This is a genomic window from Streptomyces sp. NPDC025806 (genome assembly GCF_055558275.1).
Map to the genome: position 1 here is coordinate 1 of NZ_JBVHMU010000020.1, position 22193 is coordinate 22193.

General features: G+C 72.3%; 19 protein-coding genes and 2 tRNA genes. 15 read left to right on the top strand and 6 right to left on the bottom strand.

What is annotated here, in order from left to right; genetic code table 11:
• The first annotated feature begins 135 nt into the window (after positions 1–135).
• Positions 136–921 carry an aminotransferase class IV family protein gene (locus ACZ4E1_RS33420; protein WP_467546601.1) on the top strand — a complete coding sequence of 262 codons (786 nt, stop codon included), beginning with the start codon at positions 136–138 and terminating at the stop codon, positions 919–921.
• A gap of 51 nt (positions 922–972) precedes the next feature.
• The gene (locus ACZ4E1_RS33425; RefSeq protein WP_467546603.1) at positions 973–1911 is read left to right on the top strand and encodes an SUMF1/EgtB/PvdO family nonheme iron enzyme; all 939 of its coding nucleotides are present in this window, start codon (positions 973–975) and stop codon (positions 1909–1911) included.
• A 219-nt stretch (positions 1912–2130) separates the two neighbouring features.
• On the opposite strand, the gene ACZ4E1_RS33430 is transcribed toward ACZ4E1_RS33425, so the two are convergent.
• Together ACZ4E1_RS33430 and ACZ4E1_RS33435 are read right to left on the bottom strand one after the other, a co-directional pair.
• Positions 2131–2610 carry a hypothetical protein gene (locus ACZ4E1_RS33430; protein ID WP_467546605.1) on the bottom strand — a complete coding sequence of 160 codons (480 nt, stop codon included), beginning with the start codon at positions 2608–2610 and terminating at the stop codon, positions 2131–2133.
• Between the two features lie 28 nt (positions 2611–2638).
• On the bottom strand, positions 2639–3550 hold the full coding sequence (locus ACZ4E1_RS33435; protein WP_467546607.1) for a bifunctional DNA primase/polymerase: 912 nt from the start codon (positions 3548–3550) through the stop codon (positions 2639–2641).
• Between the two features lie 324 nt (positions 3551–3874).
• Here ACZ4E1_RS33435 and ACZ4E1_RS33440 point away from each other — a divergent pair, with 324 nt between their 5' ends.
• The 8 genes from ACZ4E1_RS33440 to ACZ4E1_RS33475 all read left to right on the top strand — a co-directional run bounded on the left by ACZ4E1_RS33440 (position 3875) and on the right by ACZ4E1_RS33475 (position 11843).
• Positions 3875–4186 carry a hypothetical protein gene (locus ACZ4E1_RS33440; protein ID WP_188337882.1) on the top strand — a complete coding sequence of 104 codons (312 nt, stop codon included), beginning with the start codon at positions 3875–3877 and terminating at the stop codon, positions 4184–4186.
• A gap of 197 nt (positions 4187–4383) precedes the next feature.
• Positions 4384–5574: an acyl-CoA dehydrogenase family protein gene (locus ACZ4E1_RS33445; protein WP_467546609.1), complete on the top strand. Its 1191-nt coding sequence runs from the start codon at positions 4384–4386 to the stop codon at positions 5572–5574.
• Between the two features lie 5 nt (positions 5575–5579).
• The gene (locus ACZ4E1_RS33450) at positions 5580–6521 is read left to right on the top strand and encodes a bifunctional MaoC family dehydratase N-terminal/OB-fold nucleic acid binding domain-containing protein (protein ID WP_467546611.1); all 942 of its coding nucleotides are present in this window, start codon (positions 5580–5582) and stop codon (positions 6519–6521) included.
• Between the two features lies 1 nt (position 6522).
• On the top strand, positions 6523–7647 hold the full coding sequence (locus ACZ4E1_RS33455; RefSeq protein WP_467546613.1) for an acyl-CoA dehydrogenase family protein: 1125 nt from the start codon (positions 6523–6525) through the stop codon (positions 7645–7647).
• Positions 7644–8072, top strand: a complete 429-nt coding sequence (locus ACZ4E1_RS33460; protein WP_467546615.1) for a MaoC family dehydratase — start codon at positions 7644–7646, stop codon at positions 8070–8072. The genes ACZ4E1_RS33455 and ACZ4E1_RS33460 overlap by 4 nt, the downstream gene beginning before the upstream one ends.
• Entirely contained in the window at positions 8069–9235 is a 1167-nt protein-coding gene (locus tag ACZ4E1_RS33465) for a lipid-transfer protein (RefSeq protein WP_467546617.1), read from the top strand. Before ACZ4E1_RS33460 ends, ACZ4E1_RS33465 begins: the two co-directional genes overlap by 4 nt.
• A gap of 178 nt (positions 9236–9413) precedes the next feature.
• Entirely contained in the window at positions 9414–10058 is a 645-nt protein-coding gene (locus ACZ4E1_RS33470; RefSeq protein WP_467546619.1) for a SigE family RNA polymerase sigma factor, read from the top strand.
• 132 nt (positions 10059–10190) lie between these two features.
• Positions 10191–11843 carry a long-chain fatty acid--CoA ligase gene (locus ACZ4E1_RS33475; protein WP_467546621.1) on the top strand — a complete coding sequence of 551 codons (1653 nt, stop codon included), beginning with the start codon at positions 10191–10193 and terminating at the stop codon, positions 11841–11843.
• Positions 11844–11928: 85 nt separating this feature from the next.
• On the opposite strand, the gene ACZ4E1_RS33480 is transcribed toward ACZ4E1_RS33475, so the two are convergent.
• Together ACZ4E1_RS33480 and ACZ4E1_RS33485 are read right to left on the bottom strand one after the other, a co-directional pair.
• Positions 11929–16182: a response regulator gene (locus tag ACZ4E1_RS33480; protein WP_467546623.1), complete on the bottom strand. Its 4254-nt coding sequence runs from the start codon at positions 16180–16182 to the stop codon at positions 11929–11931.
• Between the two features lie 204 nt (positions 16183–16386).
• The gene (locus tag ACZ4E1_RS33485; RefSeq protein ID WP_467546625.1) at positions 16387–16929 is read right to left on the bottom strand and encodes an SSI family serine proteinase inhibitor; all 543 of its coding nucleotides are present in this window, start codon (positions 16927–16929) and stop codon (positions 16387–16389) included.
• 159 nt (positions 16930–17088) lie between these two features.
• On the opposite strand from ACZ4E1_RS33485, the gene ACZ4E1_RS33490 reads away from it, so the two are divergent.
• Together ACZ4E1_RS33490 and ACZ4E1_RS33495 are read left to right on the top strand one after the other, a co-directional pair.
• Positions 17089–17179, top strand: a tRNA-Ser gene (locus ACZ4E1_RS33490).
• Between the two features lie 255 nt (positions 17180–17434).
• Positions 17435–17507 (top strand) — tRNA-Arg (locus ACZ4E1_RS33495).
• A gap of 45 nt (positions 17508–17552) precedes the next feature.
• Here the strand turns inward: ACZ4E1_RS33495 and ACZ4E1_RS33500 are convergent.
• Together ACZ4E1_RS33500 and sigJ are read right to left on the bottom strand one after the other, a co-directional pair.
• Entirely contained in the window at positions 17553–18758 is a 1206-nt protein-coding gene (locus ACZ4E1_RS33500) for an NAD(P)/FAD-dependent oxidoreductase (RefSeq protein WP_467546627.1), read from the bottom strand.
• A gap of 92 nt (positions 18759–18850) precedes the next feature.
• A complete protein-coding gene (gene sigJ / locus ACZ4E1_RS33505; protein WP_467546629.1) occupies positions 18851–19804 on the bottom strand; it encodes an RNA polymerase sigma factor SigJ in 954 nt (317 codons plus the stop codon).
• A gap of 91 nt (positions 19805–19895) precedes the next feature.
• Here sigJ and ACZ4E1_RS33510 point away from each other — a divergent pair, with 91 nt between their 5' ends.
• From ACZ4E1_RS33510 to ACZ4E1_RS33520, 3 genes are all read left to right on the top strand, one after another.
• Positions 19896–20765 carry a DUF2797 domain-containing protein gene (locus tag ACZ4E1_RS33510; RefSeq protein ID WP_467546631.1) on the top strand — a complete coding sequence of 290 codons (870 nt, stop codon included), beginning with the start codon at positions 19896–19898 and terminating at the stop codon, positions 20763–20765.
• A gap of 120 nt (positions 20766–20885) precedes the next feature.
• Positions 20886–21245, top strand: coding sequence for an antibiotic biosynthesis monooxygenase family protein (locus ACZ4E1_RS33515; RefSeq protein WP_467546633.1), 360 nt, complete (start codon positions 20886–20888; stop codon positions 21243–21245).
• A complete protein-coding gene (locus tag ACZ4E1_RS33520) occupies positions 21226–22143 on the top strand; it encodes an amidohydrolase family protein (RefSeq protein ID WP_467546634.1) in 918 nt (305 codons plus the stop codon). Before ACZ4E1_RS33515 ends, ACZ4E1_RS33520 begins: the two co-directional genes overlap by 20 nt.
• Positions 22144–22193: the final 50 nt, after the last annotated feature.

The window sequence follows — 22193 nt, forward strand, 5'->3', positions numbered from 1 at the left end:
CCGGATGCACAACCTCGCCCTCGCCTGATAGGGCAGCGGGCACGGTAGCCCACCATGCCCGAGGCGACCAGAAGATCTTTTACGGGACAACCCTTAGGGTGTTGGGGCCTCGTCAGGGGCTGTAAGACTGGCCTCATGGCTGAACTGAACGGGAAACCCGTCACTCTCGACGAACTCCAGAGCCTTGCCCTCACGAACTACGGCCACTTCACCTCCATGCGTATGGAGGACGGCACGGTCCGCGGCTTGTCACTGCACCTCGATCGATTGGTGCGGGACTGCCGCATCGTCTTCGGAGTCGAGTTGGACCGCGAGCGGACGTTGAGCTACATCCGTAAGGCGGCGGAAGGCGTCACCGGGGTAGCTGGTCTCCGCGTCACGGTTTTTGACCCCGGGATCGACATGGGGCGTCCCAGCGAGGCCAAGGACCCGCACATCCTCGTGAACTTGCGTCCGGGAGGTGCCATGCCTCCGCCCCCGCTCACTGCCAAGACCTTCACCTTCACCCGGGACAGCGCGGCCGTGAAGCACATCGGGCTTCACTCACAGCTTCGGATTCGACGCGATGCCCAGCTCGCCGGCTTCGACGATGCGGTGTTCGTCGAGCCGGACGGACGGGTCTCTGAGGGCGGCACCTGGAACCTCGGGTTCGTCGACCAGGACGGCACGGTCATCTGGCCGGACGCTCCCGTCCTCCCCGGCACCACGATGCTCCTTCTCCAGGGGCTGGATGCCCCCAAGCAGGTCACAGCTCCAGTGCAGCTTGCCGACCTCTCGAACATGGCAGCCGCCTTCGCTACGAACACGACGATCGGGGTGCGCTCTGTGAGTGCTATCGACGACGTGCAGTTCCCGCAGGACCACCCCGTGCTCGAAGCGCTCCGTGTCGGCTACGTCGGGATTCCCGGCGACCGACTGTAGACGCGATCCGCCGCCCCTCCTCAGGGGCGGCGTTCACGACAGAGGTAGCCCATGCCACTCGTAACGAAATGGACCGGCCGTGAAGTTAAGGCTCTGCGCGAAGCCGTACGGATGAGCCTCATGGAGTTCGCTGAGAAGCTCGGGGTATCCGATCGCATCGTGTCGAGGTGGGAAGCCGACGGCGAGAAAGCCACCCTGCGCATGGTGAACCAGGCTGCGCTGGACACTGTTCTGGCTAAGGCCGACCAGGACGCCCAGGGGCGTTTCGTCGGCATCCTCGCGGTGGACGACATTCCTGCTCAAGCGGTCATCGAGCCGGATGAGGATCAGACGAGTAGCGGCGAGTACGTGAAGCATCCGGGTGACGGAAAGCTCATGGCACACGTGCCGGAAGGGATCTTCCTGTCCGGAGAGGACGACGATCCGGTGTGGGTGGACGATTTCCACATCGACACCTTCCCGACCACGAATGCCGACTACGCGCGATTCTGTGCGGCCACCAGGCATCCCGTGCCGGAGCACTGGGAGAACGGCCGATGTCCGCGAGAGCTGTATGACCACCCCGTTGTGCATGTGACATGGCGCGACGCGAACGCGTACGCGACGTGGGCGGGGAAGTCGCTGCCCACAGCAGACCAGTGGGAGAAGGCGGCACGCGGGACCGCCGGCCGTACCTTCCCCTGGGGCGATCAGAAGACGGCAGCCAAGTGCAACGTCAGAGAAACCGGAGTGGAGCGGACGACTTCGGTATCGCGGTACCACAGCGGTGTCTCGCCCTACGGGGTCTACGACATGGTGGGCAACGTGTGGGAGTGGCTTGCCACCCCGACTGAGCCAGGACGGTACGAGCTTCGGGGGAGCGCCTTTACGAGCCCGCTCTTCCGAGGTGTGCCGGCCGTCCCCAACGACGCCAACGACACGATGCAGGACGACGACACAGGGTTCCGCTGTGTGGCAACGCCCGAGCAGATGGTGCCCCGCAAGAAGTGACGCCATGGGGCCCGTTTCTGGGCCCCATGGGCCATGTGTGGGCCAGATGGCCTCTTGCCAGCCCTGAAACTGGGTGTGACCAGGGGATTCATGTTGCAACCTTGACGCTCTTGAAAACCGTCGTGGCGCGAGTCACCGTGGGTTCAAATCCCACACCCACCGCAGCAGGCCGACGGCCCCTGACCAGCATCATCGGTCAGGGGCCGTCGGCCTCTCGGCTCACCTGGCGGAGGAGCCGCTCGATATCGTCAGGTCCGATCGAGCCGCCTCGTGCAGCACGTTGAGCGCCTCCACCAGGAGGATCGGGCGCAGCGCGGCCGTGCCGTTCGAGGAGACCCGGGCGGTGTTCAGCAGCTCCCAGGTCCGCTGGTTGACCGCGTGGGCGGCGGTGGCGGCCTTCTCGTTGCTCAGCAGGACGAAGGTCTCGAAGAGGACGGACCTTCTGTTCTCGTTCTCCTCCATGGCGACCAGCGCCTCGGACGCGTCGGTTCCCTCGTCGCGGGCCCGGCCGGCGTCCATCGCGGCCCGCTGGATCTGCTTGATGCAGGTCACGTAGTCGATGTACGTGTCGAGCTTCCGCTCGTCCCAGCGAGTGGCCATCTCCCTCTGGAACTTGGCCCGTTCGGCGACGGCGGTGGCTACGTAGGACGTCAGGGCGCCGATGAGGACGCCGACCAAGGTGAAGATCTGGGTGGCCATGATCGACAACGTACCGTCGCCCCGACGGTCACCGGGACGCGGTCAGGCGGGCCGCCGAGGCGAGCGTCGAGCGCGTCTCGCGTTCGGTGAGGCCGGTGCGGATCGCGGCGTCGGCGAGGATCTCCAGGAACGCGTCGCCGAGACCGCTCTCGTAGGCGCGGCAGGCCGCCCAGAAGAGGCGTGTGTTGCGCTGTCCCTCATGGGCACCGAGCACGAACTGGACCAGCCCGTGGCCGTGTTGGCCGGAGTGCGGGACGGCGGCTCGGCCGGTGTGCGGCGGGCGGGGCGGGGGTGTGAGCAGCCGGAGCAGCGCGGGCGGGCAGGCGGCGGGGCTGAGGTGTCCGGTGCCCGGAACCGCGCTGTACACGCCCTGTTCGGTGCGGGAGCCGGGGCCCACGAGGTAGCCGCCGGCGCCGCGGATGTCGATGCCGGGGGCGAGGCGCCCGGCGGAGTTGGGCACGACGACGTCCGGCGGGCCGGTCAGCCACAGGTGCCGGCCGCCGCTGGGGGTGGCCACGACGACGGTGTCGGGGATCGTGAACAGATGCCGTAAGGCCAGCTCACGCAGCGAAGCGGAGGAATCCGTACCGGACTTGGTGTCCAGGTCGACGCCGATCAGGTGGTACGGCGGCAGACCGCAGGCGATGCCGTAGCCGGTGGCCCGGGGCGCGGCGGCGAACAGGGCGCGGATGCGGCGCGGGTCGGTCGTCGCGTCGTACACGCCGTGGCCGGGGAGCCCGCACTCGCCGTGGCAGCGCGGGGCGGACGGCGGGTCGCCGCGGTGCGGTGAGGGCAGGGCGGGGAGCTTCGTGCGGGAGAGCGGGATGACCGCGAGCCCGCGCTCGGCGGCGGAGAGGGCGTGCGCGAGGGCCAGGGTCGCGAGGGAGGCGCGCGGCACGGCGGAGGTGGGGCGTGCCGGGTGTCGGTCGGTGGTGGCCATGGCTCCATGTTCGTACATTCGTTCGAACAAGGGAAGTGGGTTGAGCCGTCCGGGGTGGCTATTTACCAAAAATGTGCCGAAACGCTTCATCCTCTGGGAGGACTGGGTGTTGATCGTCCTGGAGTGGGGTGTTCGCGGCTGAGCTGGGCTTTTGTGGCCGTGAGGCAGGTTTATCGACTTGTCCTCACGCTTGCGAGCGAATGAGGCGGTCCGGGGTGGTTCCCGGCGGATCCGGTGGGCAACTCTGGTCTCGCGACGTCGTGAACATCGCCGGGGCGGTCGGCCAACTTCCCCGGAGCAACCCGTACTTCTGGAGGAAAACACATGGCTTCCATCCGTACCGCCCGCGTCCTCGCCGCCGTCGCCGCCCTGCCTCTGGCCGCCGCCCTGTTCTCCGGGGTGGCGATGGCCGACAACGGCGCGATCGCGGACGACGGATCGAATGCGGGCGTCGCGTCGATCATCGGCAGCGGCGTGGGTCACGACAACTTCGGCAACTCCAGCACCACGCAGCAGCAGGCGGTCGGCGACGGCGCCTCGAACCAGAACAACAACGCGCAGGTGAACGGGTCGGCATTCACCGCGATCCACCAGTCCAACGAGAACATCGCGGTCCACTTCACCGAGCTCTGGTGACCTCCCGGCCCTTGTGCGACAGGGGCTCTGCGTGGGGTGCGTGACAGCTGCGCGGCGGTGCCATCGGCACCGCCGCGCAGGCGTTTTCCGCCCCGTGGGCCTTGAACGGGGCGCGGTCGCTGATCTCTTGACACCCGGCGGTATCTGACGGACAGTCAGAAACCCTTGTTCGTACGAGGTCCGGGAGGGCCGCCGCCGTGCACCTCGCCCCCACCGCGCGCCAGCGAGAGCTGCGCGCCCAACTGCGCGAACACTTCCGTACGGTGATGCCGGACGGCCCGCCCGCGGCCGACGACATCCCAGGTCAGCGCCGGGTGCTGCGGCGCCTCGGGGCGGAGGGGCTGCTCGGGCTCGGCTGGCCCGTCGAGTACGGCGGGCAGGGGCGCGGGCCCGACGAACAGTTCGTGTTCTTCGACGAGGCCTACCGGGCGGGCGCGCCCGTCTCGATGGTGACGCTGAACACCGTCGGCCCGACCCTCATGAAGTACGGAACCGAGGAGCAGAAGGCCTTCTTCCTGCCCCGCATCCTCAGCGGTGAGCTGGTCTTCGCGATCGGCTACAGCGAGCCGTCGGCCGGCACCGACCTCGCCTCGCTGCGGACCCGGGCGGTGCGCGAGGAGGGGAGCGGGGACTGGCTGATCGACGGCCAGAAGGTCTTCACGTCGAACGCGCAGAACGCCGACTGGATCTGGCTCGCCTGCCGCACCGACCCCGAGGCCCCCAAGCACCAGGGCATCTCGATCGTCCTCGTCCCGACCGACGCGCCCGGCTTCTCGTGGACGCCGATCGAGACGGTGGGCGGACTGACCACGACGGCCACGTACTACGACGGGATCCGGGTGCCGGGGACGAACCTGGTCGGGCCGGAGAACGGCGGCTGGGGCCTGATCACGAACCAGCTCAACCACGAACGGGTGGCGCTCGCCGCGATCGGCATGCAGGCCGAGGACTTCTACGAGCAGGTCGTCGAGGCGGCCCGTACACCCGATCCGGTGACGGGCGAGCGCCGGATTGACGCGTCCTGGGTGCGTTCCGGGCTGGCCGAGGCGCATGCCCGGCTGGCGGCTACGCGCCTGCTCAACTGGCGTTTGGTGGGGGATGTGGGGGCCGGCCGGCTGGCCCCCGGGGACGCCAGCGGCGTGAAGTTCGCGGGAACCGAATCGGCGGTCGAGGTGTACCGAATATGTCAGCAGATCGCGGGCGAGGCCGGGTGGGTGCGGGCCGGGTCGCCCGGGGCGTTCGGGGCGGGTGATCCCGCGGCGGGGGACGGGGAGTTGGAGCGGATGAACCGGGCGGCACAGATCAACACGTTCGGCGGCGGAGTGAGCGAGGTCCAGCGGGAGATCGTGGCCGCGATGCGGCTCGGGATGAAGCGGGGGAGGCGGTGACGGCCATGGTGCGAGAGGGAGGCAGGGAGCTGACCGAGGCGGAGCTGAAGCCGTTCGAGGGGCGGCCGGCGGCCACCGCGGCCGAGGGCAAGGACCCGGTCAACGGGCCGATGATCCGGCACTGGTGCGAGGCGGTGGGGGACACGAACCCGGCGTACGCGGGGCCCGACGCGATCGCGCCGCCGACGATGCTGCAGGCCTGGACGATGGGCGGCCTCTCCGGGTTCGAGGGGCGCTCGCCGGCCCACGACGAGCTGTTCGCGCTGCTGGACGGCGCGGGGTACACGTCGGTGGTCGCGACCGACTGCGAGCAGGAGTATCTGCGTCCGCTGCGGCCCGGCGACGCCATCACCTACGACTCGCTGATCGAGTCCGTCTCTCCGCTGAAGACGACGAAGCTGGGCTCGGGGCACTTCGTCACGACGCGGATGGACGTCCGGGTGGGCGGCGAGCTGGTGGGCACGCATCGCTTCCGCATCCTGAAGTACACGCCTGCGGCCAGGGAGCGGGCGGGGGCGGCGAAGGCGGGCGGAGCCGTGAAGAAGCGTCCGCGACCGGTGGTGAACAGGGACAACGCGGGCTTCTGGGAGGGCGTCGGCGACCACCGACTCCTCATCCAGCGTTGCACCACCTGCGAGACGCTCCGCTTCCCCTGGCTGCCGGGCTGCAACGCCTGCGGCGGGCAGGAGTGGGACACGGTGGAGGCGGCCGGCGAGGGCACGGTGTTCAGCTATGTCGTCATGCACCACCCGCCGTTCCCGGCCTTCGACCCGCCGTACGCGGTGGCCCTGGTGGAGCTCGCGGAGGGCGTGCGGATGGTGAGCAACGTGGTGGGGGTCCCGTACGACACGGTCCGGATCGGGATGCCGGTGCGGCTCGAATTCGTGGCTGTGGACGACGAGTTGGAGCTGCCCGTGTTCCGGGCCGTCGAGGCGGGTGAGGCGTGACATGGACTTCACCCCGACGGACGAGCAGGAGGCGGCGCGGGAGCTGGCCGCGCGGATCTTCGGCGACCTGTCCACCCCGGAGCGGCTGGCCGGCCTGGGCGGCGGCAGCGACACCGAGTTGTGGAAGGCGCTGAGCGGCGCGGGCCTGACCGCCGCCGTGGAGGAGACCGGGCTGCTCGGCCTGGTCCTGATGCTGGAGGAGCAGGGGAGGACGACGGCGCAGGTGCCGTTCGCGGCGAGCTGTGTGTACGGGCTGCTCGCGGTGGCGGGGCACGGTACGCAGGAGCAGCGGGAGCGGTTGCTGCCCGGGTTGCGGGACGGCACGACCGTGGCGACCGGGTCGTTCCCGGCGCGAGGTGGCATCGTGATCACCGGGCGGGAAGAGGGGGGTGCCGGGGGTGTGCGGGCGCGGCTGACCGGGACGGTGCCCTGGGTGCCGTGGCTGCGGGACGCGACGCAGGTGCTGGTGGCGGTCCGGGAGGACGGCCCGGCCCGAGCCGCGGGTGGAGAAGGCGAAGAAAGTATCCACAGCCTGTGGATGGTGTCGGCGGACGAGGCCGGATGCGAGCCGGTGGAGCTGACGGCGCCCTGGGCCGCGGGCCGGCTGGTGCTCGACGGGACGGCTGCCGAGCGGATCGGCGGGTCCGGGGCGTACGGGGAGGTGCTGGCGACGGCGCGGACCGCGTTCGCGGGGCTGCAGGCCGGGGTGTGTGCGGGCTCCCTGGCCCGGGCGGTGGAGTACACGAACGAGCGGGAGCAGTTCGGCCGGCCGCTCGCCGCCAAGCAGGGCGTCCAACTCCGGGCGGCGGAAGCCCATATGGACATCGAGGCGATCCGGGTCACGGCCTACGAGTCGGCCTGGCGGCGGGACGAGGGCCTCGCGTACGAGAGCCACGCGCTGACCGCGGCCTGGTGGGCGTCGGAGGCGGGCAAGCGGGTCGTGCACACGGGCCAGCACCTGCACGGCGGCATGGGCGCCGACCTGGACCATCCGGTGCACCGGCACTTCCTGTGGGGACGGCAGATCGACGGATACCTGGGGGCCGGTGGTGAACTGCTGGAGGAGCTGGGCGGGTTGATCGCGGCGGGGCAAGGGACGGGGACCACGGAAGGGAGCACGTCATGAAGGCAGGTGAGGCGCTGCCGCCGCTGGAGATTCCGGTGACCAGGACCCTGATCGTCGCCGGGGCCGTCGCGTCCCGGGACTACCAGGATGTCCACCACGACGCGGAGCTGGCCCGGCAGAAGGGCTCCCCCGACATCTTCATGAACATCCTGACGACGAACGGGCTGGTGGGCCGGTACATCACGGATCACTTCGGTCCCGCCGCAGTCCTGCGCAAGGTCGCGATCCGGCTGGGCGCGCCGAACTATCCGGGGGACACGATGGTGCTGACCGGCACGGTGCTCGACGTGGAGGCCGGTGACGAGGGGGAGACGGCCCGGGTCCAGGTCGTGGGGAAGAACGGGATCGGCAGCCATGTCACCGGCACGGTGACGGTCACCGTGCCGTCGGCGGGCCGGGACCGGGTCGCGGGGAGGCCGGCATGAGCGTGCGTGCGAAGGACCGGCTCGGCGGCAGGGCGGCGATCGCCGGCATCGGCGCCACCGAGTTCTCCAAGGACTCGGGGCGCAGTGAGCTGAAGCTCGCGGTGGAGGCCGTGCACGCGGCGCTCGACGACGCGGGCCTCTCCCCCGGTGACGTAGACGGACTGGTCACGTTCACGATGGACACGAGCCCGGAGATCACGGTCGCGCAGGCGGCGGGGATGGGGGAGCTCTCCTTCTTCTCCCGGGTGCACTACGGGGGCGGCGCGGCCTGCGGCACGGTGCAGCAGGCGGCCCTCGCGGTGGTGAGCGGGGTGGCCGAAGTGGTCGTCTGCTACCGGGCGTTCAACGAGCGGTCGGGCCGCCGCTTCGGTTCCGGCGTGCAGCACCGGGAGCCGTCGGCGGAGGGCGCGGCACTCGGCTGGTCCCTGCCCTTCGGGCTGCTCACCCCGGCGTCCTGGGTGGCGATGGCGGCGCAGCGGTATCTGCACGAGTACGGACTGACCCCGGAGGCGTTCGGTCATGTCGCCGTGGTGGACCGCAAGTACGCGGCGACGAACCCGGCGGCCTACTTCTACGGCAAGCCGATCACCCTCGACGACCATGCCGCCTCGCGCTGGATCGTCGATCCGCTGCGGCTGCTCGACTGCTGCCAGGAGACGGACGGTGGACAGGCGATTGTCGTCACGAGCGTGGAGCGGGCCCGGGACCTGCGCCGCGCGCCGGTGGTGATCGAGGCCGCGGCCCAGGGCGCCGGCCGGGCCCAGGAGCAGATGACCAGCTTCTACCGGGACGGTCTGACGGGGCTGCCGGAGATGAGTGTGGTGGCCCGGCAGCTGTGGCGGACCTCGGGGCTGCGGCCCTCGGACATCGACGTGGGGATCCTGTACGACCACTTCACGCCGTTCGTGCTGATGCAGCTGGAGGAGTTCGGGTTCTGCCGGCCGGGCGAGGCGGCGGACTTCGTCGCGGAGGAGCGCCTCCCGCTGAACACGCACGGGGGCCAGCTGGGCGAGGCCTATCTGCACGGGATGAACGGCATCGCGGAGGGCGTGCGGCAGCTGCGGGGCACGGCGGTGAACCAGATACCGGGTGCGGCGACGGCGCTGGTCACGGCCGGCACGGGCGTGCCGACCTCGGGACTGGTCCTCGGCCGGGACGGGTGAGGCGGGCACGGGCGGGTCTTCAGAGGGGGAGGCTCTCAGGGATGAACCCCCAAGGGTCCTCACCGCGTCCTCCACCTTCAGGAGGTGGGGCTACCACCCCGCGTACAACCTGAGGCGGACGCCGCTTCGGGACCTCCGGCCGATCCGCGGGGGTGGGGTGCGCTCATAGCGTGGAGCCATGACCGCAACCCTGGCGCCCGCCCGCAGCAGCGCAGCGCAGCCCGCACCGCGTCCCCCCGCCGGGACGCGCACTCCGGCGGGGACCTGTACCCCGGCAGGGGCGCGTACCCCGGCCGGGGCGCGTGCGGCGCACGGTGCGCACACGACGTACCCGTCGTTCGCGTCGTACGTCAGGGCGCGCCAGCCGGTGCTCCTGCGCACGGCCCGGTCGTTGACGGCGAACCCGTGTGACGCCGAGGACCTGTTGCAGACCGCGCTCGCGAAGACGTACGTCGCGTGGGACCGGATCGAGGACCACCGGGCGCTCGACGGGTACGTGCGCCGGGCTCTGCTGAACACGCGGACCTCCCAATGGCGTAAGCGCAAGGTGGACGAGTTCGTCTGCGACGAGTTGCCGGAGCCGCCGGTGCTTCCCGCCGGGGACCCGGCGGAGCAGCAGGCCCTGCACGACGCCATGTGGCGGGCGATCATGAAGCTGCCCGCGCGGCAGCGGGCGATGGTCGTCCTGCGGTACTACGAGGACCTGAGCGAGGCGCAGACCGCCGAGGTGCTCGGGGTCTCCGTCGGCACGGTCAAGAGCGCGGTCTCGCGGGCCCTCGGCAAGCTGCGGGAGGACCCGGAGCTGGGGCCGGTGCGGGCCTGATCTGGGGTTCAGGACGCCGATCGGGTGACCGCCCAGGTGATCGATCATTCCCGGGACTAGTGACATACCACGCGGTATGCGGTGAGAATCGGCAGAACTTTACTGCTCCGTAGCGCCCACCGGGAGGACGCCGTGCTGAGCACGATGCAGGACGTACCGCTGACCGTCACCCGCATCCTGAACCATGGGACGCGTGTGCACGGCACCTCGCAGATCATCACCTGGACGGGCGAGGGCGAGCCGCACCGCCGTTCGTTCGCCGAGGCGGGCGCCCGCGCGGCCCAGCTCGCGCACGCACTCCACGACGACCTCGGCATCCGGGGCGACGACCGCGTGGCCACCCTGATGTGGAACAACGCGGAGCACGTCGAGGCCTACTTCGCCGCCCCCGCGATGGGCGCCGTGCTGCACACGCTGAACCTGCGGCTCCCGGCGGAGCAGCTGAGCTGGATCGTGAACCACGCGGCCGACCGCGTGATCATCGTGAACGGATCGCTGCTGCCGCTGCTCGCCCCGTTGCTGCCCGGAATGGCGACGGTCGAGCACGTCGTGGTCTCCGGGCCCGGCGACCGTTCGCTCCTGGAGGGCGCGCGGGCGCGGGTGCACGAGTACGAGGAGCTCGTCGCCGGGAAGCCGACCACGTACGACTGGCCGGAGCTGGACGAACGGCAGGCCGCCGCGATGTGTTACACCTCCGGCACCACGGGCGACCCGAAGGGCGTCGTCTACTCGCACCGTTCGATCTACCTGCACTCGATGCAGGTGAACATGACGCAGTCGATGGGCCTGACCGACGCGGACACCTCGCTCGTCGTCGTGCCGCAGTTCCACGTCAACGCCTGGGGTCTGCCGCACGCCACGTTCATGACCGGCGTGAACATGCTGATGCCGGACCGCTTCCTGCAGCCCGGGCCGCTGGCCGAGATGATCGAGGCCGAGCGCCCCACGCACGCCGCCGCCGTCCCCACCATCTGGCAGGGCCTGCTCGCCGAGCTCGCCGCCAAGCCGCGCGACGTGTCGACGCTGACCCAGGTCACCATCGGCGGTTCGGCCTGCCCGCCCTCCCTCATGAAGGCCTTCGACGACCTCGGCATGCGGGTCTGCCACGCCTGGGGCATGACCGAGACCTCCCCGCTGGGCACCGTCGCCCGCCCGCCGGCCGGCGTCGAGCCGGGCAGCGACGAGGAGTTCGCGTACCGGCTCACCCAGGGCCGCTTCCCCGCCGGTGTCGAGGCGCGACTGACCGGCCCCGGCGGCGAGCAGCTGCCCTGGGACGGCGAGTCCGCGGGCGAGCTGGAGGTGCGCGGGCCGTGGATCGCGGGCGCGTACTACAACGGCCCGGACGCCGAACCGCTGCGCCCCGCCGACAAGTTCAGCGAGGACGGCTGGCTCAAGACCGGTGACGTGGGCACCATCAGCCCCGAGGGCTTCCTGACCCTCACCGACCGCGCCAAGGACGTCATCAAGTCCGGCGGCGAGTGGATCTCCAGCGTCGACCTCGAGAACGCGCTGATGTCGCACCCGGACGTCGCCGAGGCCGCCGTCGTCGCCGTCCCGGACGACAAATGGGGCGAGCGCCCGCTGGCCACCGTCGTACTGAAGGAAGGGGCGAGCGCCGACTTCGAGACGCTGCGCGCGTTCCTCGCCGAGAAGGTCGCGAAGTGGCAGCTGCCCGAGCGCTGGACGATCATCCCCGCCGTCCCGAAGACCAGCGTCGGCAAGTTCGACAAGAAGGTGCTGCGCCGGCAGTACGCCGACGGCGACCTGGACGTCACGCAGCTCTGACGCCCGGACCCACGCACTGTTTCACGTGAAACAGGGGCGGCCCCGTCTCGGGGCCGCCCCTGTTCCGTGCGCGTTCAGCGGGTCGTCAGTTCGTGCCGATCTTCGCCAGCAGGTCCACGATCCGGCCCTGCACCTCGTCGCTCGTCGACCGCTCCGCGAGGAACAGCACCGTCTCCCCCGCCGCCAGGCGCGGCAGATCCGCCTCGTCGACGGCGGCGGTGTAGACGACGAGCGGCGTGCGGTTCAACTGCCCGTTCGCCCGCAGCCAGTCGATGATGCCCGCGCGCCGGCGGCGGACCTGGAGCAGATCCATGACGACCAGGTTGGGCCGCATCTGGCCCGCCAGCGTCACCGCGTCCGCGTCGCTCGCGGCCCGCGCCACCTGCATCCCGCGCCGCTCCAGCGTGGCCGTCAGGGCGAGCGCGATCTCCTCGTGCTCTTCGATGAGCAGCACCCGCGGCGGGTGCTGCTCGCTGTCGCGCGGGGCCAGCGCCTTCAGAAGCACGGCCGGATCGGCACCGTACGCGGCCTCGCGCGTCGCCTGTCCGAGGCCCGCCGTCACCAGGACCGGCACCTCGGCGGCGACGGCGGCCTGGCGCAGCGACTGGAGGGCGGTCCGGGTGATCGGCCCGGTCAGCGGGTCCACGAACAGCGCGGCGGGGAACGCCGCGATCTGCGCGTCGACCTCCTCGCGCGAGTGCACCGTCACCGGACGGTAGCCGCGGTCGCTGAGCGCCTGCTGGGTCGTGACGTCCGGGGCGGGCCACACCAGCAGCCGGCGCGGGTTGTCCAGCGGCTCCGGGGGCAGCTCGTCGTCCATCGGCTGCGGCTGCGGCCGGTTGGCGATCTCCACGGCACCGCCGGGGCCGTCGAGCGGCTCGGGGCCCTCCGCCGCGTTCTGGTCGGGGGCGCCGATCGCGTAGGAACGGCCCGCGCCCTCCGAGGCGTTCGGGGACAACCGGGGCGGCTGCGGGTGCGGGCGGGCGGCGTTCGGCGCGGGCGCCGGTGCCGCTGCGGGCGCGGGTGCCGCCGCCGGAGTGGCCGTGCCCTGCGCGGGCGTCTGCGCACCCGTGGCCTCGGGCTGCTCCTGCCGGGTGGACAGCTTGCGCCGCCGACCCGAACCGCTCGTCGTGCCACCGCCCTGCGAGTGACCGTCCACCGGCTGCGGCACGCCCTGCGGCGGGGTCGCCCCGGCCTGCGCGGGCGTCTGCGGCGGCACGGATCCGGGAATCGGGCCCGGCGTCTGACCGCGGCGCTGCTGCTCGGCGATCTGACGCCCGAACGGCACGCCCTGCCCGAGCGTGCGCACGCTGAAGGCCCGGCCCTGCGTCGAGTTCGTGTCACCCGTCGGGGCCTGCGGGGCCTCCGCGGGCAGCGGCTGGGCGGCCCGCGCCTGCTGCTGCGCCTGCTGCGGTGTCTGCTGCTGCGGCGCCGGCGTGCCCTGGGCGGGCGTCGGCTGGGCCGGGTGCGGCTGCGGCGGGGTGTGGTCCTGGGCTGGGTCCGGCGCGGGCGACGCGTGCTGCTGGGACTCGTCCGCGACGGGCTGAGCGCCCTGCCCACCGGCACCGGCAGCCGCACCGGCCACGTCGGCGCCCTCGGCGTCGTCGTCACCGTCGTCCTCGAACTGCATGGGGGCCACGGTCGGGGCCACGACCGGCGCCGGAGCGGGCGCGGCCTGCGGCGCGCCCTGCGGAGCCGCTGCGGGCACGGACGGAACGACGAACGGCACCTGTTCGGGCACGGACGCCTGAGGCTGAGCGGGCTGAGGCTGTGGCGGCCGGGGCGTGCGGTCGGCCTCCGCCGGGGGCAGCGCGAACGCCTCCCGAGGCTGCGGCGAGGGGGCCGCCGCCTGCGCGGTGCCGAGTGCGCGCCGCGCCCGCCGCCCGGAAGGCTGCGCCACGGCACCGGAGTCGGCCGGTTCCAGCTCGTTCGCCCCCGCGCCGGGGGCTTCCTGCGGGGCCGCCGACGGCAGCGCGGGCAGCGCGTGCTGCTCCTGGGCGCCGGCCCGTCGGGCCCGCCGCCCGGTCGGCGCGGGCACGCCCTGCGGCGGCACCGTGTCGCCGAGGGCCGGGGCGCCCGCCGCGTGTTCGGCCGAGGTCATGACGGCACCCTGGGCCGCCGCGTGTTCCACCGCGCCGCCGCCGTCGGCGGCACGCGCCCGGCGCCGCCCGGTCCCGGAGGACGGTGCGCCGGAATCCGCAGGACCGACAGGGGTGTCCTGCGCCGGGGCCTGCACCGCGGGCAGTTCGAGACGCCCGGGCCCGCCGGAGTCGGCGGCGTCGACCGGCACGTCACCCTGAGCCGCGGCGGCGGACTCCACCCCCGCGTCGGCACCGGCCGCCGGTTCCTCGGCGGCCCGCCGCCCGCGCCGCCGGCCCGTACCGCCACCGGCGGCGGGCGGCTCGGCGAGCCCGCTCTCCAGGAACGCGTCCACCGACGGCCCCGAGGCCCGGCGCGCCCGACGACGTCCACCCCGCGTGGCCTGCGCCGGAACGTCCTGCGTGGCATCAGACGCGACCTCCGCCGCGACGGCAGAAGACGCAGAGGAACCAGAAGTCGCAGAGGACGCAGCGGACTCGGGAACCGGCACGGGAGCGGCGGGAACCACCCCGGCCCCACCCCCGATCGGCACTTCAAGGACGTACGCGCTGCCGCTCATGCCCGGCACCTCGTGCGTCTGCAGCACGCCGCCGTGCGCCCGCACGATGCCCCGGACGATCGGCTCGTGCACCGGGTCGCCGCCCGAGTAGGGGCCGCGCACCTCGATGCGGACGCTGTCCCCGCGCTGGGCCGCGGCCACCACGACGGTCGAGTCGACGTAACCGGCGCCCGCCACGGCCCGCGAGTTGCCGGTCGCGTCGATCCCGGCCACATCGGCGATCAGATGGGCGAGCGCGGTCGCGAGGCGCCCCGCGTCGACCTCGGCCTCGATCGGCGGCGCGTGCACGGCGAACTGGACCCGGCCGGGCCCGATCAGCTCGACGGCCCCGTCGACACCGGCCGCCACGACGGCGTCCAGCATCGCGGGCACCCGGGCGAGCTTCTCGTCGTCGGTGTCGAGGAGCTGGTACGCCAGCACGTTGTCGACCAGGGTCGTCATGCGGGAGTAGCCGGCCGACAGGTGGTGGAGCACCTGGTTGGCCTCGGGCCACAGCTGCCCGGCGTCGTCCGCCGCGAGCTGCCCGAGCTCCCGGCGCAGCTCCTCCAGCGGACCGCGCAGGGACTGGTCGAGGACGGCGAGCAGCTGCGCGTGACGGGCCGCCAGCGCCTCGAACCGGTCCTTCTCCCGCTCGGCGAACGCGGCGCCGCGCTCCCGCTCGGCCGACAGCTCCTCCGCGTGCTGCTCGCGCGCGGCGGCCAGCTCCCCGGTCAGGTCCTCACGGACGGAGGCGAGCTCGGCGGTCAGTTCCTCGCGCACCCGCTCCAGCTCGGCGGCGCGCTCCTCGCGCTCCTTCTCGGCGGCCTCGTCCCGCCGGGCCAGCTCGTCGGCGTGCTCGGTCACGAGCTGGTCGAAGGGGCGGCGGTCGGTGAACGTCATCACCGCGCCGACCAGTTGGTCCCCGTCGCGCACCGGCGCCGTCGTCATGTCGACGGGCACCTTCTCGCCGCTCTTCGACCACAGGACCTGCCCGCGCACGCGGTGCTTGCGCCCGGAGCGCAGCGTGTCGGCGAGCGGCGACTCCTCGTACGGGAACGTGTCGCCGTCCGCGCGCGAGTGCAGGACGAGCGTGTGCAGCTCCTTGCCGCCGAGATCGCTGGCGCGGAAGCCGAGGATCTGTGCGGCGGCCGGGTTGACCAGAACGATGCGTCCGTCGGTGTCGGTGCCGACGACGCCCTCGGCCGCGGCCCGCAGGATCATCTCGGTCTGCCGCTGCGAGCGGGCCAGTTCGGCCTCGGTGTCGAGGGTGCCGGAGAGGTCGCGCACGACGAGCATGAGCAGCTCGGAGCCGCTGTAGCCGCCGCCACCGAGCCCGCCGGAGCCGTAGGGGTCCACCGCGTCGCGCGCGCCGTCGGCCAGATTCGCGGAGGTGACCTCGACCGGGAACTCGCTGCCGTCGGTGCGGCGGGCGATCATCCGGGTCGGCTTGGTGCGCCCGCGCTCGTCGGTCGCGGTGTCCGGGCGGCGCATCGAGCCGGGGATCAGCCGCGAGTCGAACTCCGGCAGCAGGTCGAGCAGTCCGCGCCCGACGAGCGCGGTGCCCGGGGCCTCAAATGCCTCAAGTGCGATCGAATTGGCGTTGACGACGGTCCCGTTGGTGTTGACCAGCACCAACGCGTCCGGCAGTGCGTCGAGTATGGCTGCGAGGCGAGCAGCGCCTCGGGATGGCCTGCTGCTCACGACGACGCTTCCTCCCTGATGTACCGCTATACCGCGACCCGTCCACCGCACGGGCCCTCTTTGCCCCGCGGCGCGCGACGTGTCTCGGGAGGGAGTCTACGGGCAGTGGTTGCGCTCGCGACGCCGGATGAGAGGGAGCCCACGTAGAGGATGTGGGGATCCCGGGCGCGCCGGGTCATGACGCTGTGACCGATGGACCCTGGGTCACTGTGCGGTTGCGGGCAGCACGGGGCTCAGCTGGCGCCACCGGGCGATCTGGCAGCCGTCCCCCAGGCTGTACGAGGCGTCGACCGGGCGACCGTGCCAGGTGCCGGTGATGTGCGCGGTGGCGGGGCCGCCGTACTGCATCGTGCAGAGCTGGTCCTTGGGCGCGGGCGCGAACGGGTCCTGGCCCTCGTTCCCGATCTCGTCGAGCCGCGCGCAGGCCGCGGCGGCGTCCGGGTGCGTGCCGCCGGCGGGGGCACAGCGCAGCTCGTACGTGCCGTCGTTGCCGGTACCCGAGTCGGCGACCGTGAGCGTCAGCTTGTCGGGAGAGGGGGCAGGGGTGGGGGCCGCGCCCTGCGGGAGGAGTCCGTCGAGCAGGCCGACCGGGCCGGGGGCCGTGTGGATGGGGCCGGTGTCGGCGTGCGCGGCGGCGGGCAGCGAGGCGCCGAGGGCCGCGGCGGAGGCGGCGGCGGTGAGCAGCAGCCGGGCCGCGGTGCGGGTCGGCGACACGGACGTGCGGGAGGAGAAACGACGCAGCAACATGCCGTGTCTAACGCCCGGACCGCCACGACGTTGCGCGCCGCGCGGGGGCTTTGCCCTCTGGCCTGCCCTCCTAGTACCGTGGGGGGCGATTGGTGACGCGCCCTGAGCTGTGTCATCATCTGCACGCAACTCGACGCGCTCGCGCGGAGGGTTTGTGCTGGAGGCGTCGCCTAGTCCGGTCTATGGCGCCGCACTGCTAATGCGGTTTGGGCCTTAAAGCCCATCGAGGGTTCAAATCCCTCCGCCTCCGCAGCAAGATCCGAAGCCCCGGTCCACCAGGACCGGGGCTTCGCTGTTTCCACCGTGCTCCGCCGTGCTGTTTTTTGGGCGTCCGAGGGGCTCGCGGGGCCGCGCCCGCCGTCGGCGCCCAGCACCCGTCAGGCACGTTTTCGCAGGTCACAAGGGGTGGACCCAATGGATTTCACATGACGGCGGCAGTCATGTAATGTTCTTCCTGTCGCCGGGACAGGCCGAAAGGCCGGGAACGGAGACGACAACAAAACAAGCACTCGTAGCTTAACGGATAGAGCATCTGACTACGGATCAGAAGGTTGCAGGTTCGAATCCTGCCGAGTGCACATCGAGTGAGAGGCCCCGGACGAGAGTCCGGGGCCTCTCGCGTTTCAGGCTGCGGCGTCGGCCGGCTCCGGGGTCGCGGTCCGGGCGGGGGCGGTGACGCGGCGGCGGCGGGTCGGGAGGCCCATGGTCGGGTTGGCGACGCTCCAGGCCGCACCCTTGCAGATCAGTTCCTTGTAGAAGGCGGCGAGGCGGCCGGTCAGGGTTGCGTCGACGGCGCGATCGTCGGCGGTGACGTACTGGATCAGGCCCTCCTTGCGGCCCAGCGAGATGCACTGGTTGAAGTAGCGCAGCGGGGCGTTCGGGAGCTTGCCGCCGGTGAGGCGGGCGGCGATCGAGTCGGCGGCCTGCCAGGCGGTCGGGGTGCCGGAGGCGCAGGACATGCGCAGCGGCTTGTCGCCGGCGCCCATGGCGAGGGCGGCGTCGCCGATCGCGTACACGTCGGGGTGGGAGACCGAGCGCATCGTGCCGTCGACGACGATCTGGCCGGTGTCGCCGAGTTCCAGGGTGGTGGCGCGGGCGAGCGGGTGGGCGGCGAAGCCGGTCGTCCAGACCGTGACGTCGGCGGGGAGCGAGGTTCCGTCGGCGGTGGTGACCGTGTCGGGGCCGACCTCGGTGACGGCGGTGTTCTCGTGCACCGTGATGCCGAGTCCCGCGCAGACCTTGCGCAGGTGGCGGCGGCCCTTCGGGGAGAGCCAGTCGCCGAGTGCGCCGCGGGCGGCCAGGGCGACGGAGAGGTCCGGGCGCGACTCGGCGATCTCCGTGGCGGCCTCCAGGCCGGTCAGCCCGCCGCCGACGACGGTGACGGTCCCGCCGGCGGGCAGCGCGGCCAGGCGCTCGCGCAGCCGGAGCGCGCCGGGGCGGCTCGCGATCTGGTGGGCGTGCTCGGTGGTGCCGGGGACGCCGTGGGTGTTCCAGGCGCTGCCGAGGGCGTAGACGAGGGTGTCGTAGGCGAGTTCCTCGGGGGCCGCGCCGTCCGCGGTGACCGTGACGGTCTTGCGGTCGACGTCGATGCCGGTGACCTTCGCGAGCTTCAGGGCGACGCCGGTGCCCGCGAACATCTCGGCGAAGGGGCGGGGCGTCAGGTCCTGGCCGGCCGCCAGCTGGTGCATGCGGACGCGCTCGACGAAGTCGGGCTCCGCGTTGACCAGGGTGATCGAGACGTCGTCGCGGTGCAGGCGCTTGGTCAGGCGTCCCGCGGCGATGGCCCCGGTGTATCCGGCCCCGAGAACGATGATGCGGTGCTGCTGCATGTCCGGCTCCTGTCTGTGACGGTGTCGCCCCTTGAACCGGGCGGCCCGCCGATTCCTGACAGGAGTGGGATGTGACCTGGGTCACATGATGGTCAGAAGGCTGTGATCAGGGGTTCTCCGTGGTCCGTGGCGGTCCAGACGCGGGTCGCGCGCTCCAGCTTGTCGGGGTTCACCTGGCTGCGGACGGCCGCGACGTGCCCGTCGGCGATCTCCAGGCACATGACGCCGATGACGCGGCCGTCGACGACCGCCACGACCGCGGGGGCGCCGTTGGCCGTCGTGGCGTAGATGTCGGCCGGGCCGCCGGTGATGGCCCGCTTGGCCTTGCCCGGCTTGAACAGGCCGCGCATGAACGTGGCCACGGCCTTCGCGCCCTCGAACGCGCTCGCGCGGGCCGGCACCTTCCCGCCGCCGTCGCCGATCGCGATGGCGTCCGAGGTGAGGAGCTTGACGAGGGGTTCGGTGCGGCCGCTCGTGGCGGCGGCCAGGAACTCCTCGACGATGCGCTGGGCGGTCGCCTCGTCGATCTCGGTGCGGGGCGCGCGGGGCGTGCCGTCGGCGACGTGCTTCTTCGCCCGGTGCAGGATCTGCTGGCTGGACGCCTCGCTGATGTCGAGGATCTCGGCGATCTCCCGGTGCGGGTAGTCGAACGCCTCGCGCAGCACGTACACGGCCCGCTCGTTCGGCGTGAGCCGCTCCAGGAGGGTGAGGACGGCGTACGAGACGGACTCGCGCCGCTCGGCGGTGTCGGCGGGGCCGAGCATCGGGTCGCCGGGGAGCAGCGGCTCGGGCAGCCACTGGCCGACGTAGGTCTCGCGGCGGGCGCGCGCCGAGGTCAGCTGGTTGAGGCAGAGGTTGGTGAGCACCTTGGTGAGCCAGGCCTCGGGGACCTCGATGCGTCCGGGGTCGGCGGCCTGCCAGCGCAGATACGTGTCCTGCACCGCGTCCTCGGCCTCGCTCGCGGAGCCGAGGAGGCGGTACGCGATGGCCTGCAGGCGGGGCCTCGCGGCCTCGAACCGGTCCACGTCGTTCAGGCTCACGGACATGGTCCGGATCCTAGTCGGCGCCGGCGCGAGCGGCCCGGGGATTGTCAGTGGCGTGCGCCATCCTGGCCGTATGACGTGGTGGTGCACGGGGATGCGGTGGGCTGCGGACGGGCCGGAGTTCGGGTGGTGGTCGGGGGCGGCGACGGGGGCGTCGGCGGAGCGGGCGGGCGCGGTGCGGTTCGGGGAGCGGGTGGCGTTCCGGGTCTGTGGGCCGCGGCGGTGTCTGGGGGTGTGGCGGGGCGGGCGGCGCACGCCGTGTCCGGGGCGGGACGCGGTGCCGCAGCGGGGGACGCGGGCGCAGTGCGCGGAGTGTGCGGGGATCGACCGGGCGCGGTCGGTCGCGGCGGACACGCTGGCCGACGATCCGCGGCCGTACCGGGTGTATCTGGCCTGGTTCGGGGAGGGGCTGGTGAAGGTGGGGATCACGCGGGCCGACCGGGGCGGGGCGCGGCTCCTGGAGCAGGGGGCGGTGGCGTTCACCTGGCTCGGGGAGGGGCCGCTGATGGCCGCGCGGCGGGCGGAGGAGCTGCTGCGGGTCGGGCTCGGGGTGCCGGACCGGATCCCGTACGAGAAGAAGCGGCTGGTGCGGGTGGGGCTCGGGGGGCCGGAGGAGAGGGAGGCGGAGTTGGCGCGGGCGCATGCGGTGGCCGGGGAGCTGGAGGGGTGGCCGGAGTCGTTGGAGCGGCTGCCGTGCCGGGTGGTGGATCACGCGGAGGTGTTCGGGCTGGCGGCGCTCGACGGGCTGGACGGGGTCGTGGGCGCGGTGGTGGAGGGGGCGGTCGTGGCCGGGGTCGTGGTGGCTGTGGCAGGGCCGGATCTGCATCTGGTGGAGGCGGGCGGGCGGCGGCTCGCCGTCGATACGCGGGGGTTGGCGGGGTGGCCGCTGGAAGGGGTCGGGGCGGACGCGGTGGCCGAGGTGGCGGTGCGGGAGGTTCGCGGGGTTCAAGGGGGGTTGTTCTGAGGGGGGTTCGGGGCGGTCGACGGGCCTGAGGCGCCGGGTTCGGAGACCAAAGGGTCAAGGGTTGGATCCCGTTCGGAAAGGGTGTGGACAGGAAACGGCGGGAGAGGTGAACGTGAGGGCATGAGTGATCACAGAGATGCGCCCGCGCCGGTTCGACCGCAGCCGGCCTTCGAACCCCCGTACCACGTCGTCGTGTTCACCTCCGTCCGCGCCCAGGACGACGAGGGCTACGCCGAGACGGCGGTGCGGATGAGGGACCTGGTGCAGGAGATCCCGGGCTACCTCGGGCACGAGTCCGCGCGGACGCCGGGCGGACTCGGGATCACGGTCTCCTACTTCCGCGACGCCGCCGCGATCGAGGAGTGGCGGTCCGTGGGCGAGCACCGCGGCGCGCAGAAGCAGGGCCGCGCCGAGTGGTACGAGGAGTACACGGTGCACGTGGGCGAGGTCGTGCGCAGCCATGGATGGAAGCGTGACTGAGCCGCGCGACGGCGAGGGCGGGGGCGAGGACGAGGCCGCTCGGGTCGCCGCGTTCCGGGAGCGGCACGGGCTGCCCGCGCTCGTCGACGTGCACACGCACTTCATGCCGGACCGGGTGCTGCGCAAGGTGTGGGCCTACTTCGACTCGGCGGGTCCGCTGACCGGCTCCCCGTGGCCGATCACGTACCGCGAGGAGGAGGACCGGCGGCTCGCGCGGCTGCGCGAGTTCGGGGTGCGCGCGTTCACGTCGATGCTCTATCCGCACAAGGCGGGGATGGCGGAGTGGCTCAACGGCTGGTCGGCGGAGTTCGCCGCCCGCACGCCGGACTGCCTGCACACGGCGACGTTCTTCCCCGAGCCGGGCGCCGAGGACTATGTGCGGCGCGCGATCGAGGGCGGGGCGCGGATCTTCAAGGCGCATGTGCAGGTGGGCGCGTACGACCCGGCCGATCCGCTGCTCGACCCCGTGTGGGGGCTGCTCGCCGAGGCCGGGGTGCCCGTGGTGACGCACTGCGGTTCGGGTCCTGCGCCCGGCAAGCACACCGGGCCCGAGCCGATCGCGAGGGTCCTGGAGCGGCATCCGCGGCTGCCGCTGGTGGTCGCGCATCTGGGGATGCCGGAGTACACCGAGTTCCTGGACCTGGCGGAGCGGTACGGGGAGGTGCGGCTCGACACCACGATGGCGTTCACGGACTTCTGCGAGGAGCGCATGCCGTTCCCCGCGCGGGAGCGGGCCCGGCTCGCGGATCTGGGGGACCGGGTGCTGCTCGGCACGGACTTCCCGAACATCCCGTACCCGTACGTGCACCAGCTGGAGGCGATCGAGCGGCTGGGGCTCGGCAGCGCGTGGGTGCGGGCCGTGTGCCACGACAACGGGGCGAAGCTGTTCCTCGGCTGAGAGCCCGCTGTGCGTTTCTCAGGATTTTCACAGGTTCAGGAAAGGGGCTT

Coding starts and splice junctions, on each gene's coding strand:
- ACZ4E1_RS33465 (WP_467546617.1), top strand. CDS start 8,069: ATGAGCGTGCGTGCGAAGGACCGGCTCGGCGGCAGGGCGGCGATCGCC.
- ACZ4E1_RS33435 (WP_467546607.1), bottom strand. CDS start 3,550: ATGGCCACCACCGACCGACACCCGGCACGCCCCACCTCCGCCGTGCCG.
- ACZ4E1_RS33430 (WP_467546605.1), bottom strand. CDS start 2,610: ATGGCCACCCAGATCTTCACCTTGGTCGGCGTCCTCATCGGCGCCCTG.
- ACZ4E1_RS33510 (WP_467546631.1), top strand. CDS start 19,896: ATGCGGTGGGCTGCGGACGGGCCGGAGTTCGGGTGGTGGTCGGGGGCG.
- ACZ4E1_RS33460 (WP_467546615.1), top strand. CDS start 7,644: ATGAAGGCAGGTGAGGCGCTGCCGCCGCTGGAGATTCCGGTGACCAGG.
- ACZ4E1_RS33425 (WP_467546603.1), top strand. CDS start 973: ATGCCACTCGTAACGAAATGGACCGGCCGTGAAGTTAAGGCTCTGCGC.
- ACZ4E1_RS33470 (WP_467546619.1), top strand. CDS start 9,414: ATGACCGCAACCCTGGCGCCCGCCCGCAGCAGCGCAGCGCAGCCCGCA.
- ACZ4E1_RS33520 (WP_467546634.1), top strand. CDS start 21,226: ATGGATGGAAGCGTGACTGAGCCGCGCGACGGCGAGGGCGGGGGCGAG.
- ACZ4E1_RS33485 (WP_467546625.1), bottom strand. CDS start 16,929: ATGTTGCTGCGTCGTTTCTCCTCCCGCACGTCCGTGTCGCCGACCCGC.
- ACZ4E1_RS33450 (WP_467546611.1), top strand. CDS start 5,580: ATGGTGCGAGAGGGAGGCAGGGAGCTGACCGAGGCGGAGCTGAAGCCG.
- ACZ4E1_RS33420 (WP_467546601.1), top strand. CDS start 136: ATGGCTGAACTGAACGGGAAACCCGTCACTCTCGACGAACTCCAGAGC.
- ACZ4E1_RS33500 (WP_467546627.1), bottom strand. CDS start 18,758: ATGCAGCAGCACCGCATCATCGTTCTCGGGGCCGGATACACCGGGGCC.
- ACZ4E1_RS33440 (WP_188337882.1), top strand. CDS start 3,875: ATGGCTTCCATCCGTACCGCCCGCGTCCTCGCCGCCGTCGCCGCCCTG.
- ACZ4E1_RS33515 (WP_467546633.1), top strand. CDS start 20,886: ATGAGTGATCACAGAGATGCGCCCGCGCCGGTTCGACCGCAGCCGGCC.
- sigJ (WP_467546629.1), bottom strand. CDS start 19,804: ATGTCCGTGAGCCTGAACGACGTGGACCGGTTCGAGGCCGCGAGGCCC.
- ACZ4E1_RS33455 (WP_467546613.1), top strand. CDS start 6,523: ATGGACTTCACCCCGACGGACGAGCAGGAGGCGGCGCGGGAGCTGGCC.